Origin of the sequence: Hephaestia mangrovi (genome assembly GCF_019880555.1) — a bacterium.
Lineage (GTDB): Bacteria > Pseudomonadota > Alphaproteobacteria > Sphingomonadales > Sphingomonadaceae > Sphingomonas > Sphingomonas mangrovi.
Genome location: NZ_JAINVU010000003.1, coordinates 153,117 through 167,747 on the forward strand (window position 1 = coordinate 153,117; position 14,631 = coordinate 167,747).

Annotated in this window: 8 protein-coding genes; 4 read left to right on the forward strand and 4 right to left on the reverse strand. The window is 64.7% G+C overall.

The annotated features are described in order from the left end of the window. Positions 1 to 97: 97 nt before the first annotated feature. Positions 98 to 2,677, forward strand: a complete 2,580-nt coding sequence (gene clpB, locus K7G81_RS08115) for an ATP-dependent chaperone ClpB (RefSeq protein WP_223030275.1) — start codon at positions 98 to 100, stop codon at positions 2,675 to 2,677. A 66-nt stretch (positions 2,678 to 2,743) separates the two neighbouring features. Here clpB and K7G81_RS08120 read toward each other — a convergent pair whose 3' ends face one another. The 4 genes from K7G81_RS08120 to K7G81_RS08135 all read right to left on the reverse strand — a co-directional run bounded on the left by K7G81_RS08120 (position 2,744) and on the right by K7G81_RS08135 (position 9,830). Then, entirely contained in the window at positions 2,744 to 2,971 is a 228-nt protein-coding gene (locus K7G81_RS08120; RefSeq protein ID WP_223030276.1) for a hypothetical protein, read from the reverse strand. A gap of 56 nt (positions 2,972 to 3,027) precedes the next feature. Further along, complete coding sequence (locus tag K7G81_RS18005) at positions 3,028 to 4,551, reverse strand: 2OG-Fe(II) oxygenase family protein (RefSeq protein WP_223030277.1); 1,524 nt, start codon at positions 4,549 to 4,551, stop codon at positions 3,028 to 3,030. Positions 4,552 to 4,600: 49 nt separating this feature from the next. Then, positions 4,601 to 6,631 carry a tetratricopeptide repeat-containing sulfotransferase family protein gene (locus K7G81_RS08130; RefSeq protein ID WP_223030278.1) on the reverse strand — a complete coding sequence of 677 codons (2,031 nt, stop codon included), beginning with the start codon at positions 6,629 to 6,631 and terminating at the stop codon, positions 4,601 to 4,603. Between the two features lie 70 nt (positions 6,632 to 6,701). Next, positions 6,702 to 9,830, reverse strand: a complete 3,129-nt coding sequence (locus tag K7G81_RS08135) for a TonB-dependent receptor domain-containing protein (protein ID WP_223030279.1) — start codon at positions 9,828 to 9,830, stop codon at positions 6,702 to 6,704. Between the two features lie 220 nt (positions 9,831 to 10,050). Between K7G81_RS08135 and K7G81_RS08140 the strand changes: the two genes are divergently transcribed. From K7G81_RS08140 to K7G81_RS08150, 3 genes are all read left to right on the forward strand, one after another. Beyond that, positions 10,051 to 10,581: a type VI secretion protein gene (locus tag K7G81_RS08140; protein ID WP_223030280.1), complete on the forward strand. Its 531-nt coding sequence runs from the start codon at positions 10,051 to 10,053 to the stop codon at positions 10,579 to 10,581. Between the two features lie 791 nt (positions 10,582 to 11,372). Then, entirely contained in the window at positions 11,373 to 14,234 is a 2,862-nt protein-coding gene (locus K7G81_RS08145) for a M16 family metallopeptidase (RefSeq protein ID WP_223030281.1), read from the forward strand. A gap of 28 nt (positions 14,235 to 14,262) precedes the next feature. Beyond that, on the forward strand, positions 14,263 to 14,565 hold the full coding sequence (locus K7G81_RS08150; RefSeq protein WP_223030282.1) for a hypothetical protein: 303 nt from the start codon (positions 14,263 to 14,265) through the stop codon (positions 14,563 to 14,565). Positions 14,566 to 14,631: the final 66 nt, after the last annotated feature.

The window sequence follows — 14,631 nt, forward strand, 5'->3', positions numbered from 1 at the left end:
GAACCGAAAACAACATTCCATTCATCGTATCGGCGACTCGACCCTTGTGTTGCAAAATTGCAACATTACATCCGACACACAGTCTTAAGGGGCCAGCATGAACCTCGAAAAATTCACCGACCGCGCCAAGGGCTTCCTGCAATCGGCGCAAACCGTCGCGATCCGCATGAACAACCAGCAGATCACGCCGGAACACCTCCTCAAGGCGCTGCTCGAGGACGAGCAGGGCATGGCAGCCGGGTTGATCCAGGCGGCCGGCGGCGATCCCAAGCGCGCCGTCACTGAGACCGATCTCGCGCTGTCGAAGCTGCCCGCCGTTTCCGGCTCGGGCGCGCAGCAGCCGCCGGGGCTCAACAACGATGCCGTGCGCGTGCTGGACCAGGCCGAGCAGGTGGCAGCGAAGGCGGGGGACAGCTATGTCACCGTCGAGCGGTTGCTGCTGGCGCTCGCGCTGTCGCTCAACACCGCGGCAGGCAAGGCGCTGAAGGCGGCGGGCGTTACGCCCGAGGGGCTCAACGCCGCGATCAACCAGCTTCGCGGCGGCCGCACCGCCGACACCGCGTCCGCCGAGGATCGCTACGACGCGCTCAAGAAATTCGCCCGCGACCTCACTGAGGCGGCGCGCGCCGGCAAGCTCGATCCCGTCATCGGCCGCGACGAGGAAATCCGCCGCACCGTGCAGATCCTCGCGCGGCGCACCAAGAACAATCCGGTGCTGATCGGCGACCCCGGCGTCGGCAAGACCGCTATCGCCGAGGGGTTGGCGCTGCGCATCGCCAATGGCGACGTGCCCGACACGCTCAAGGACCGCCAGTTGATGGCGCTCGACATGGGCGCGCTGATCGCCGGCGCCAAATATCGCGGCGAGTTCGAGGAGCGCCTGAAGGGCGTGCTCGATGAGGTGAAGGGCGCGGAGGGGCAGATCATCCTGTTCATCGACGAGATGCACACGCTGATCGGCGCCGGCAAATCCGAAGGCGCGATGGATGCCGGCAACCTGCTCAAGCCCGCCCTCGCCCGCGGTGAGCTGCATTGCATCGGCGCGACGACGCTCGACGAATATCGCAAGTACGTCGAAAAGGACGCCGCGCTCCAGCGCCGCTTCCAGCCGGTGTTCGTCGGCGAGCCGACGGTCGAGGACACCATCTCGATCCTGCGCGGGCTGAAGGAAAAATACGAGCTCCACCACGGCGTGCGGATCACCGACGGTGCGATCGTTGCGGCGGCGACCTTGTCGAACCGCTACATCACCGACCGCTTCCTCCCCGACAAGGCGATCGACCTGATGGACGAGGCGGCGAGCCGCATCCGCATGGAAGTCGAGTCGAAGCCCGAGGAGATCGAGACCCTCGACCGCCGCATCATCCAGCTCAAGATCGAGCGCGAGGCGCTGCGCAAGGAAACCGACGACGCCTCGAAGGATCGCCTCGGCCGTCTCGAGGAGGAACTCGCCGACCTCGAGGAGCAATCGGCGGCGCTGACCGAGCGCTGGCAGGCCGAGAAGGTCAAGATCCAGTCCGAAGCCAAGCTCAAGGAACAGCTCGACGCCGCGCGCCTCGAACTGGAGCAGGCGCAACGCGCGGGCGATCTCGCGCGCGCCGGCGAGCTTTCCTACGGCACCATCCCCGCGCTCGAAAAGCAGGTTGCCGAGGCGCAGGGCGCGTCGGAGGGCGCGATGCTGCGCGAGGAAGTGACCGAGGACGATATCGCCGGCGTGGTCAGCCGCTGGACCGGCATTCCCGTCGACCGGATGATGGAAGGCGAGCGCGAGAAGCTGCTCCATATGGAGGAGGCTCTGGCCAAGCGCGTCATCGGCCAGGCCGATGCGGTGAAGGCGGTGTCCACCGCCGTGCGCCGCGCGCGTGCCGGGCTGCAGGATCCGAACCGGCCCTTGGGCTCGTTCCTGTTCCTCGGCCCGACCGGCGTCGGCAAGACCGAGCTGACCAAGGCGCTCGCCGAATTCCTGTTCGACGATCCCAACGCCATGGTCCGCATCGACATGAGCGAGTTCATGGAGAAGCACGCCGTTGCTCGCCTGATCGGCGCGCCTCCGGGCTATGTCGGTTATGAGGAGGGCGGCGTTCTAACCGAGGCGGTTCGTCGGCGCCCCTATCAGGTGGTGCTGTTCGACGAGGTCGAGAAGGCGCATGGCGACGTGTTCAACGTGCTGCTGCAGGTGCTCGACGACGGCCGGCTGACCGACGGCCAGGGCCGCACGGTCGACTTCACCAACACGCTGATCATCCTCACCTCCAACCTCGGCAGCCAGTATCTGTCCAACATGACCGAGGGCCAGAAGGTCGAGGAGGTCGAGCCGCAGGTGATGGAGATCGTCCGCGCGCATTTCCGCCCGGAATTTTTGAACCGGCTAGACGAGATCATCCTGTTCCACCGCCTCGACGCCGAGCATATGGGCCCGATCGTCGACATCCAGGTCGCCCGCGTCCAGAAGCTGCTGGCCGATCGTAAGGTGACGCTAGACCTGACGGACGCCGCGCGCGCCTGGCTCGGCCGCGTCGGCTACGATCCGGTCTATGGCGCGCGCCCCTTGAAACGCGCGGTGCAGAAATATCTGCAAGACCCGCTCGCCGACCTGATCCTCAAGGGCGAGGTCAAGGACGGCGCGACGGTGAAGGTCGATGAAGGTGACGGCGGCCTGACGCTCGCTGTCGCCTGAGATGTCATGACACTCGATGGGGCCGGCGGGCAACGCCGGCCTCATTATCTGTGACAGTTCTGCTGCTCAGCCGCCGCCGTTGACCGGCACCTGAACCTGACCGCGCTCGATTTCCATCCGATCGGACGCGCGCTGGGCTTCCCATTCGCTGCGATGCATGCAGACGCGCTTCTTGCGGATCAGCGAGCCGAGCTCACCCGACGTTTCGCAGGTGATCGGGTCATCGGCTTTTGCCGTTGCCGTCTTCGTCGGCTTCGCGGTCGCCGTAGAAGCGTCAGCGGCCTGCCCCGGCACACCCGCACCCAAAGCCAAGATCATCAGAAGAGGGACCATCTATCTCGCCACTCCGATCATATATGGTTTGCCGGAACACCGGGAACCGACTGGTTTAACCGCTTGGGAATCATATCGAACGCAATCGTGACGCGCTCTCCCATTATGCTCGGATTGGTACCATGCCACATACATGAGGGCAAGAGAACGAGTCTGCCCGGTTTTGGCTCGACGGTCCGTAACGGCGCAATCTCCAGACCGAGATTTTCCGGCCCGCCGCCGAGCCATAAATGCCCCGCGAGACCCGACAGCATTTCGGGAACCTCGATGTAGAGAACCCCGCTCAACCATCCCTGGGGGTGGTGATGGGCGCTGTGATAGCCGTCCCCGGTCAGCCGCACCGACCAGCTTCCCGCAAAGCGCGCCGCGGCGTCGCGATCCTGGCGAAGCAAAGGGTGCGCGGCATCGGCGGGCGGCATCGCCCGAGCAAATGCCGCGACTTCGGCACGCACCAGTTCGCGCGCCGCGGCGATCGCCGGACTGATCCGCGCAAGCAGCGGGCCATCCGTCTGACTGCCATGGCGGACCGACTGGTTGAGGAACCGCCCTGAGCGGTCATGGAGAGCACGCAACTCGCGCCTCAATCCGGGGAGATCGAGCCGGTTCGGATCGAGATCGACGACGTGGGTCGCCTTCCCGTCGCAATCGAGCCAGTCGGCCCGGACGTCACCGGTCGCTCGCCAAATGAGCCAGGCATAAGGCCAGGCCTCCGCGTCGCCGGGCTGGCCCAGCAGCGGTTCGATCTCTGCGCGCGCCGCATCGAGCGCGCCTCTGCGAATCAAATGTCTGGCGCGGCGAATGCGATGGCCCGGCTCGTCAACCGGCGCCAGCCGATCGAACCGTTCCGCCGCACGATCGAGGTGGCGCAGCTCATCCTCGGCGACGGCGTCTAACAGCGCGAACGGCCGCGGATCGCCCGTCCGCGCAACGGCCCGGTCAATATAGGCGCGCGCCTCGGCCGGATGCTCGGCGTCCAGCAGCAGGTCGATCGCCACCAGATCGGGATCGATCGACTGGCCGAACGCGGCGATGGCCCGATCGAGTGTCGAAAGCGCGCGGTCGGGCTGACCGACCATCGAGGCGAGCTGCGCGAACTGCCGGTGTCCCTGGTACCAACCGTGGTTCACCGCCAGCATGCGGTCTAGTTCGTCAAGGGCCTGCAGGCCGTCGCCCTCGGCATAACGCGCCGACGCGAGCGCGAGACGCAGTTCGGCGTCGCCCGGGCGGTGAGCGATCGCTTCCAGAAAGTTTCGAACGGCCGGCAAGCCGGCCTCCAGCCGAACATAAGCAAGCGTCCGCCGGATGCCGACATCTTCGGGCGCCCGTGCCAGGGCGCGCTCCAGAAGGTCGACCGCCTTGTCGCGGCGATCGCACGCGCGCCACAGGAGTGCGAGCCACTGCGCCGCCCGCACGTCGCCGGGGTGACTGCGCAAAAACCGCTCTACGGCGTCGATTGCGGGTTGCTCGTCGCCGGCGGCGAGCGCGCGTTCAGCCATTTCATAGACCGTCGCCGGGACGCCGGGGACGGCCGGATCGCTCACCGGTCCCGCGATCCCGCAACGAGGCGATCGGGGCACCGGGTGGATGGCATCAGCGCGGCGCCACCGCGGGGATCGACTCGTCTTCGAGCGAATAGCCGAAACGGTCGATCCACGGGGCAAGTGTCGGGATCACCGGTTCGAGGAAATCGCGATACCGCCGCCATCGGCCGGCAGCGCGGGTGTAGACGGGTTCGGTCACCTGCGAATAGCTGGCCGTGCGCACCGTGCCGCGCGAGCGCGCCGCATGGCGGTGATCGAATTCGGCGTCGAGGCTCGCAAAGCCCAGCCAGTCGAACAGCGGCGCCAGTTCGCGATGCTGATCGGCAACAAGACGTTCGTAGATCACCGTGTGGACGGGCAGATCGAAAATCTCGCGCGCCTTTTGCCAATTGGTGAAGGTGAGATCGTAAAGCGCCGCGGCATCGCCGAGATCGAGAAAGTTCGCCATCGCCGCATTGGTACGAAAATTGGTGATAAAGCAGCTCAGCAAGACGTCGCACGGGTGCCGCAGGATCAGCACAAAGCGTGCTTCCGGAAACAGGCGCCGGATAGCCGGCACCTTGTTGAGGTGCATCGGGTGCTTGTCGATGACGAGGGTGTCGGCGTCGAGCGGCCCGCAAGTCGCGACCTTGACGAAATAGGAGTCGCGTGCCCGCCGGATTGCCGCCTCGTCGAGCGACGGCAGCGCCTCCGTCCCGCCGAGCTCTGCTTCGATCTCGCCGATGAAGGGCTCTTCTTCGAGGACGAGGGTGTTCTCCTCGGCCATCAGCATCGTATCGAGCAAGGTTGTGCCGGATCGCGGGAAGCCGACAAGGAACACCGGCGTTCGATAGGGGCTCTCAGGATCGACGGAGGTCCAACTGGCGGCCCATTCCGGCGTGACCGACTCGATATCATTGCGTATCATATCGCGATATTGGCGAGCGCGATCCAGCGGCCTCGACGGCTCGGCGCGCCAGTGATCGTTCATTGCCTGAAACGCCTCGATCGCTTCATCATGGCGACCGAGTCGATCGAGCAGTACGCCGCGCAGATGGAACTTGCGGCCGGGCACGACGACATCGCCCGATCGCTCGAGTGCGGCATAAGCGCCGGCGAAATCGCCGCCGCGCTTCAGGATCAGCGCGTCGATATAGGCAATCGACTCCGCATCGATGCCGGCGGCCTCCGCCCGGGCACGAAGCGGATCGAGTTCGTCCTCGCGGTTCATCCGCTCATACACCGAGCCAAGGCCGACGAACGGAGGCCCCAGCGCCGGATCGATCGCCAGCGCCGCTTCGTAGGCGCGCTCCGCATCGGCATAATCGTTGTATCGCGCGGCTTCATGGCCGAAGTCGGAAAGGATGGCGGCGTCCGATGGTGCGGCCCGTGCGGCTTGGCGCATCGCCGCATAAGCCTCGTCCTCACGACCGGACACTCGATACAGCGTGTAGCGCGCCAGATGCGGCGCGGGATCATATGCATCATCGGCGATCAGGCCATCGAACACCGCTTCTGCCTCGTCGATGCGCCCCAGTTCATAAAGACCATTGGCGAGATTGAGCCGCACCGGTCGAGCCTCCGGCGCGAGTTCGATTGCTCGCTCGAGCGCCTGCACTGCGCCGTCGAAATCATCCCCTCCACGACGAGCGTTGCCGAGATTGTTCCACGCCTCCCAATCGTCTGATCGCTTGTTGACGACATGATCATAAAACCGGATGGCCGTATCGAAATCGCCGTCTTCCTGCGCGAGGAAACCACCGAGCCGCGCCAGCCGCAGGCTCTCGTCGCGGAAAGCGTGCGCGAGTTCGCAAATCCTGCGCGCGTCAGCGAGACGCCCAAGATGATACAGCGCCTCCGCCAGATTCGCGCGGATCACCAGATCGTTCGGGAAATGCGCGTTGGCATCCTGCAGATAATCGGCGGCGCGGGCAAATTCGCGGCGATGAAATTCGACCGCGCCGGCAAGCGCCGACAGGACCGGCGTGCTGATATTCTGCGCCCGCGCCTGCGCCGCGAGTACCGCCGCTTCATCCAGCCGCCCTGAGCGCGCGGCCTGCCCGATCCTTTGAATAACGACATCCGCGGCTGCTGAAGCCATGCACATTTTCCTAAAAAAAAGGCGGCGACCCCTTGGGGATCGCCGCCAGAATAGAGCCAGGAACAGCTAATTAAAAGTTCAGCGTGATCCCGGTGAAGATGTACCGGCCGAGCGCATCGTAGGTGCCCGGATAAGTGTTGCCGTTACACACGACGCTGGCGCAACCGCTGTTCGTCGACGACGACGTGACCAGCGGCGGCTGGCGATCGAGCACGTTGTTCGCACCCAGGCGCCACGAGAGATGCTCGCCCAGATCCGCCGTCAGCGTAACGTCGAAGTAGCTCTGCGCACCGATCTTCGCATCCTGCGGGTAGATCAGCGAGCTATTCAGCGTCGAGCTCGGGTTGAGATATTCAACCTTCACCGACGACAGGTAACGCCACTGCGCCGACAGCCCGATGCCGCCCGGGGTCCGGAAGGTCGCACGCAGCTTGTGCCGCCACTTGGGCAGCGGATTGCCGCACGTCGGGCCGTAATAACCAGCACAATCATACACGTCAGTGAGGCCGTTATCGGTCTTGAACTTGTCGAGCGCCGTGCCGACGAAGCTCAGCGAGAGCGAGCCGATACCGCCGAGCTCGTGCGCATAGCTGCCGTTGAACTCGAAGCCCGTGGTCTTAACCGAACCGACATTGTGATTGATGTCGGTGACATAGCCATCCGACGTCAGCCACAGCGAACCCGCCGCGTTGCGATGGATGAGATCGCACGCCGTGGGGTTCCCCGTGGTGGTGCAGGATGCGACGATCGCGTCCGCGCCAAACTGCTGAATGGCGTCCTTCACCTTGATGTCAAAATAATCGACACTCAGCATCAAGTTGGGAACCCAATGCGGCTGAAGCACGATACCCAGGCTCTTGGTGGTCGACTTCTCCGGATTGAGGTCCGGGTTGCCGCCGATCAGGCCGTTATACTGCGCAGCCGGGTTTGCCGGCGTACCACCAGCGACGCCTTGCAGCGCGCAATTGGCCGAGACCGAGCTCTGCGCGGCGCACGGATCGCTCACACCATCAAGCGCGACGATCTGCGGCGCGAACAGCTCTTCGATGTTCGGCACACGAACGGCACGGTTGTAGCCGCCGCGAATCTTGATGTCCGAGATCGGCGCGAAGTTGAGATTGAGCTTGTAGGTATTGGTGTTGAACGTGCGCCCGTTCGAGATCTTGTAGTGCGAATAACGATAGCCGCCATCGAACGACAGGTCGTAGATGAAGCTATCGTGGACGATCGGCACGTTGAGCTCGCCGAACACCTCGGTCACGTTGTAGCTGCCCTGGGTGAACTTGGTCGGCGCACCCTGGCCCGAGAGATCGCCGGTTTCGAACTCGTTGTCCGGCGTCAGCTGGAGCTTCTCCACCCGATGCTCGGCACCAAGCGCGACATTGACGCCGTCGTCGGCCCAAGGCGACTTGATGCCATATTCGCCGAGCGAGCCGGTCAGCGTCGCGCTCTCGATCTGCTCGGAGGTATAGCCCTTGATGAAGCCCGTGCCGTTGACATAGGCAAGCGACGCAGCCGAAGGCGTACCGCCGAAGATATCGTAGGGCACGCAGTTGGCGTCGGTGCCAGCCGCAGTCGAGCGGCAGATCACCTTCTGCCCGGCCGAGTTCGTGACATAGTTATTCCCGGTATAGGTCGACGGCGCGAGCACCGCGTCCAGCGCATTGGTCAGACGCGCAACCGAGAATTCATTGTAGTAGGTCTGCTGGTAGTTGGTACGACCGTACTGATAGTAAGCGTCGTACGACCACGCCTTACCGAGATCGCCACGGCTGCCGAGCACGGCGCGATATGCGGTGTGCTGCAGATCGGCGACGCGCGGGCCGCCTTCAACATTACGCCGCAGCGGCTGGAAATAGGCGATATTGTACGGATCACCCGTCGACGGATCGTAATAGGTGAGCGGCGCAGCACCCGGATTCGTATTGTACGGCGCGCCTTCGGCCAGCGGGAACGTGCCGAGGTGGCCATTGATCAGGTTCGAATCCTGGCAGAGCACCGACGACTGCGCTCCCGACATCAGCGGGTTATCGCAGTTGATCGTCAGCGTGTTACCGAAATCACCCGACGGCGCGATCTGGGCCTTCGTCTCATCGTCCATGAACATGAATTCCATGTACGGATGAATCGCCGGCGTGATCTCGTAATCGGCGAAGGCACCAGCCGTGTAGCGGCGATCAGGACGCTGGAAATAGTTCAGCGGCGCATAGTTATAAAGGCCATAGGTTCCCGTATCGATCGTGCCCGGGCCAAGCGCCCCGATGGTCGACGAGGAGACGTTTCCCGGCACGAAATAGAGCGCGTTGCCGCTGGGCGAGGTAGCCGAACCACCGCAGGCAAGCGTACTCGGGCTGCTCTTACTTCCCTGGATCGTGCACGCAGAATAATCACGACGCGACTGCAGGACCGGGTTGGCCTTGCGATAACCGAAATAGGCGGTCACGTGACCGCGGTCGCCATCGAGCGCGGCACCGAACGACGCGGTCGTGTCGAACTGCGCGCCATCGGTGGTCGTGCCGTCGGGATAGCCATATCCCGAAACGCCCGCTGCGGTCTTCGCGTCGAGCAGCGGCCGGATCAGGCTGTTGCGGTTGTTGTGATTGTAGATGCCGTAATTGGTGTCGAGCCGGAACCCGGTGAAATCGGTGTCCATCACGAAGTTGACGACACCCGCAACGGCGTCCGCGCCGTAGGTGGCCGAAGCGCCGCCGGTCAGCACGTCGACGCGCTTCACCAGCGACGACGGGATGAAGTTGAGGTCGGCCGCCGAAGAGGTCGAGTTCGGGTCACCAGTCATCAGACGGCGGCCGTTGATCAGAACCAGCGTGCGCGACGGCCCGAGACCGCGAAGGTCGACCGTTGCCGTGCCGGTGGCACCATTGGCAAGCGCGGAGCTCTGGCCCGCGACCACCTGCGGCAGCGAGTTCAGCAGGTCTTCGGTGCGGGTCGTGCCCGACAGCGAGATGTCCTGGCTGGTCACCGTGGTGATCGGCGAAACCGACTGCATGTTCGGCGACTGAATGCGCGAGCCGGTGACGATGATCTCGGGGGCTGGCGCGGTTTGATCGGCCGCTTGCGATGCATCCTGCGACGACGAGTCGGTGGTTTGCGCAAAGGCTGGCGCCGACACCAGCGCGAGGCCCAGAACGACCGGCGCGGCGCCGACCTTCAGGCCATTGATGAACTGCTGCTTGGTCAAGACAAGCTCCCTTTATCTCGATGTGAGTGTGGCCTGATGATCGCACGCCATCTTCGCCAATGGGCGCTTGATTGCTCTTGTGCAGATGCGCTGTAAATCGGAAATCCATGCTTTTGGGGGATTCCCGCTGGAGGTGTATCGAATTTGCAACATTGCCGCCGCTTGACAGCGTTGCCGAAATGCATGCCCATGCCGCGACGCAGAACAATGAGGCTGACCGATGAAGCATTTGCAGCTGATCGCCCTCGCGGCGTTGCTCGCACCGATGGTCGCTGCATCAGCAGCGGACAAGGGCAAGGATCCAGGCCAGGCGAAGGTGTTGCAGGACGTCGTCGCGTGCCGCGCGATCGCCGATTCCACGGCTCGGCTGGCATGTTATGACCGCGCCGCCACCGCGCTGGACCAGGCGGTGACCGCCGACCAACTCGTCGTCATGGACAAGGAGGCGGTGCGAGAGACGCGCCGCTCGCTGTTCGGCTTCTCGCTGCCCAGGATCGGGCTGTTCGGCGGCAGCGGCGGCGACAAGGAAGAAATGAAGCAGATCGATACCAGCGTGACGTCGGTCAGCCATGACATCGACGGCCGCATGGTGTTCGGCACGGCCGAAGGAGCGACCTGGCATCAGATCGACGACCGGCCGACCTTCGGCGTCAAGCACGGCACCAAAGTGACGATCAGCGTCGCATCGCTCGGCAGCTATTTCGCCAAGTTCGAGCGCGGCGTGCCGATCCGGGTGCGGCGCGACCGCTGACACACGCGGCCAAGCCGCAGCATTGCTGGCCGCGATCGTGCCATCGGCAACGCAAAAAGGGGCCGACATTGCTGTCGGCCCCCGGTCGCCGGACTTCGATCGGTATCGCACAGCCCGGTGAAGGGCGCGCAAGCCGATCAGGTTTCGGCGGCAGCCGGTGCAGGACCACTGGGGCGCCTGGCCGGCGGGTCGGTCACCGGGGCCGGTCGCCCGCACTCCCGGGAGAGCGCCGCGTTTCCGGCCTCGGCGGCCAGCTCGAAACTCAAGCCGAAGCTCGCGTTTCGCGCCTCGGTCTCGATCTGCCGTATCGGCCTTGCCTCCCCGTGAAGGGCGGCCGTGCCGTCCGGCCGATCATCGACCATCGCATCGCCGCCTCTGCGAACAGCCTTGGCGTTGCGTCGGACTGCCTCTTCGCCGCTTCGCTCGTTCGAACCGCTTGCGCGATCCTCTCGATCGGCCACGACGTGACCTGCACTCCTTCGATCGAAACCGCGTCAGTTTCCGTGAGGCACCAACCGTCTCGACCGCCGCAAGGTTTTGACGTTTCTGCGATTTCTCGCCGTCCCGTCATCCTCTTGCACAACCGATGCTGTCACCGTTGGCGAGTCGCGCCAACAGGAAAATGCGCGTCCGAACCTGTGGATAACGTGGATATCGTGCATAGCTGCCCGGCACGGCAAAAAGTGCGCGTCGCCGCGCCGCAAAACCTCGCTCGTCATTCGGCCACGGCTCTCTTGCTCAGCGGCGAAGCGGTGTTATGGTGCGCTATATCAGTTGCGAGGGGAATCAACGTGAAAATCAAGCTCTTGGTGCTTTCGGGCGCGGCAATCTGTGCGCTTGCAGCGCCCGCCTTGGCGCAGGCGCAATCGGCCGACACGGCGCTGCCGCAGGGCGTGCCGGTGTCGCAGCTGGTGCAGGACGTCAACATCCCCTTCACTCAATTCACGCTGGCCAATGGCCTGCGCGTGGTCGTCCATACCGATCACAAGGCGCCGGTGGTGGCGGTATCGGTCTGGTATCATGTCGGATCGAAGGACGAGCCGGCGGGGCGCACCGGCTTCGCGCATCTGTTCGAGCATCTGATGTTCGGCGGATCGGAACATAGCGACACGAGCTGGTTCCAGCCGATGCAGGCGATGGGCGCGACCGACATGAACGGCACGACCAATTACGATCGCACCAATTATTTCGAGACGGTGCCCAAAGCGGCGCTTGACCGCGCGCTGTTCCTCGAAAGCGATCGCATGGGTCACCTGCTCCCGGCGGTGACCCAGAAGAAGCTCGATATCCAGCGCGGCGTCGTCCAGAACGAAAAGCGCGGCGACGACAATCAGCCCGGCGGGCTGCTGCAATATTCAATCCAGCAGACGCTGTTCCCCGAGGGCAATCCCTATCACCACACCGTGATCGGCTCGATGAGCGATCTCGACCAGGCCAGCCTCGACGTCGTCAAGGACTGGTTCCGATCGCATTACGGCCCCAACAACGCCGTGCTGGTGCTGGCCGGCGACATCACCGCGGACGAGGCCAAGCCGCTGGTCGAGAAATATTTCGGCGACATTCCGCGCGGGCCGCAGTCGACCCCGGCGGCAGCCGAGGTGCCGACGCTGCCCGCGCCCGTTACCAAGACCTTCCACGACGAGGTTGCGACCACCACCCTCTCCCGCATGTGGGCGGTGCCGGGGATGACCGACAAGGATATGCCCGCGCTGCAAATGGCCGCGAGCGTGATCGGCGGCCTGGCCAGTTCGCGGCTCGACAATGCACTGGTCCGCGACAAGAAGACCGCGGTCCACGTCTCTGCCTATGTCCAGCCCTATGAGCGGGTCGGCGAATTCACCATCGAGGCGACCGTCAAGCCGGGCGTCGATCCGGCGGTGGTGGGCCAGCAGCTCGATCAGGTGATCGCCGATTTCCTGAAGAACGGGCCGACCGCGGACGAACTGCGCCGCGCCAAGACCGATGACGTCGCCTCGACGATCAAGGGGCTGGAATCGGTCGGCGGTTTCGGAGGCAAGGCCGTGACGCTGGCCTCGGGCGCGGTCTATGCCGACGATCCCGGCTTCTACAAGAAGGAGCTGGCCGCCGAAGCGGCGCTGACCCCGGCCGAGGTGCAGGCCGTGGCGAGGAAATGGCTGTCGCGGCCGGTGTTCGCCTTCACGCTCGAACCCGGCAAGCGCGGCGCTTATGAGGAATCGACGCTGGGTGGCGACAAGGCCGGCGCCGGCCAGGGCGCCACGGTGACGGCCGCGACCGCCGCCAGCGCCGCGACGCCGACCGCCAAGGGCGTCGATCGCTCGCAGCTGCCGCCGGTCGGCCAGATCGCCGATCTCGATTTCCCCACCGTCGAACACGCCAAGCTGGCCAACGGCATCCCGGTGTTGTTCGCCCACCGGTCGGGCGTGCCGGTGGTGCGCGTGGCAATCGATTTCAACGCCGGCAACGCCGCCGACCCCAAGAGCGCGCTCGGCACCCAGGCATTCATGCTGTCGATGCTCGACGAAGGCACCGACAAATATGGCTCGACCCAGATCGCCGAAGCCAAGGAAAATCTGGGCGCGGACATCGTCGCGTCACCGAGCATGGACCGATCGGGCGTCTATCTGTCGGCGCTTGCCCCCAACCTGGCGCCGTCACTCGACCTGATGTCGGATATCGTGCGGCACCCGGCGTTCGCGCCGGCCGAGGTGGATCGGGTGCGCGGCCAGCAGCTCGCGGCGATCGCCGAGGAAACCAAGCAGCCGATCGGCCTTGCGCTGCGAACGTTGCCGCCGCTGCTCTACGGCAAGGATCATCCCTATGGCGTGCCGTTCCGCGGCCTGGGCGATCCCGCGGTGGTCGGCAAGCTGACGCCGGCCGAGCTCCGGGCTTTCCACGACGATTGGCTGCGCCCCGACGACGCGACGATCTTCGTCGTCGGTGATACCACGCTGGCGCAGGTGATGCCGCTGCTCGAAAAGAGCTTCGGCGATTGGCGCTCGTCCGGCGCTAAGCCGGTCAAGGACTTTAAGACGCCGATCGCGCCGCAGCAGGGCCGGATCCTGCTGCTCGACCGGCCCAACACGCCGCAATCGCTGATTTTCGGCGGCGAAGTGCTGCCGGTGAAGGGCACCGACGATCTGGTGCCGCTGATGCAGGCGAACGAGGTGCTCGGCGGCTCGTTCCTCGCGCGGCTCAACATGGATCTGCGCGAAACGAAGCATTGGTCGTACGGCGTATCGGGTTTCATCAGCCGCGTGCAGCATGACGTGCCCTATCTGATCTATGCGCCGGTGCAGGCCGATCAGACCGGCCCGTCGATCGCGGCGATGCGCAGCGACATGCAGGATTTCCTCAGCGGCAAGGGCGTCACCCCGGCCGAGCTGACCCGCACGATCGACGGCTCGATCCGCGAGCTTCCCGGCGAGTTCGAGACGGCCGAGGCGGTGATGGGCGGCATGGAAGCCAACGCACTCTACGGCCGTCCCGACAATTATTACGAGACGCTGGCGAGCAAATATCGCGCGCTCACCGCGCCGCAGCTCGACGCCGCGGCCAAGGCGGCGATCGATCCGTCGAAGCTGACCTGGGTGGTGATCGGCGATGCCGCCAAGGTGAAGCCGCAGCTTGACTCGCTGGGCATCCCGGTAGAGGTGGTGAACAGCACACCTTAACGCGAACGTAAAGTAAGGAGAGACTCGAATGGCCGATGTCGATGGCACCTGGGAATGCGTCACCAAGTCTCCGCTCGGTGACCAGAAATCGACCCTCACCGTGAAGAGTGACGGCGACAGCTTCACCGGCACCAATTCGGGCGCGATGGGATCAGCCGATGTCGTCGACGGCAAGGTCGCCGGCAACACGATCAGCTGGAAGATGAACATGACGGTGCCGATGCCGATGACGCTCGAGTGCGAAGCGACGATCGACGGTGATACGCTCACCGGTACCGTCGGCGCCGGCGCCTTCGGCAGCTTCCCGATGACGGGCACGCGCGCGGGCTGAAGCGCCGTTTTGCTGTCCGGTTAGACGAGGGCCCGCGCTTCATCCGTGAAGCGCGGGCCCTTGTTG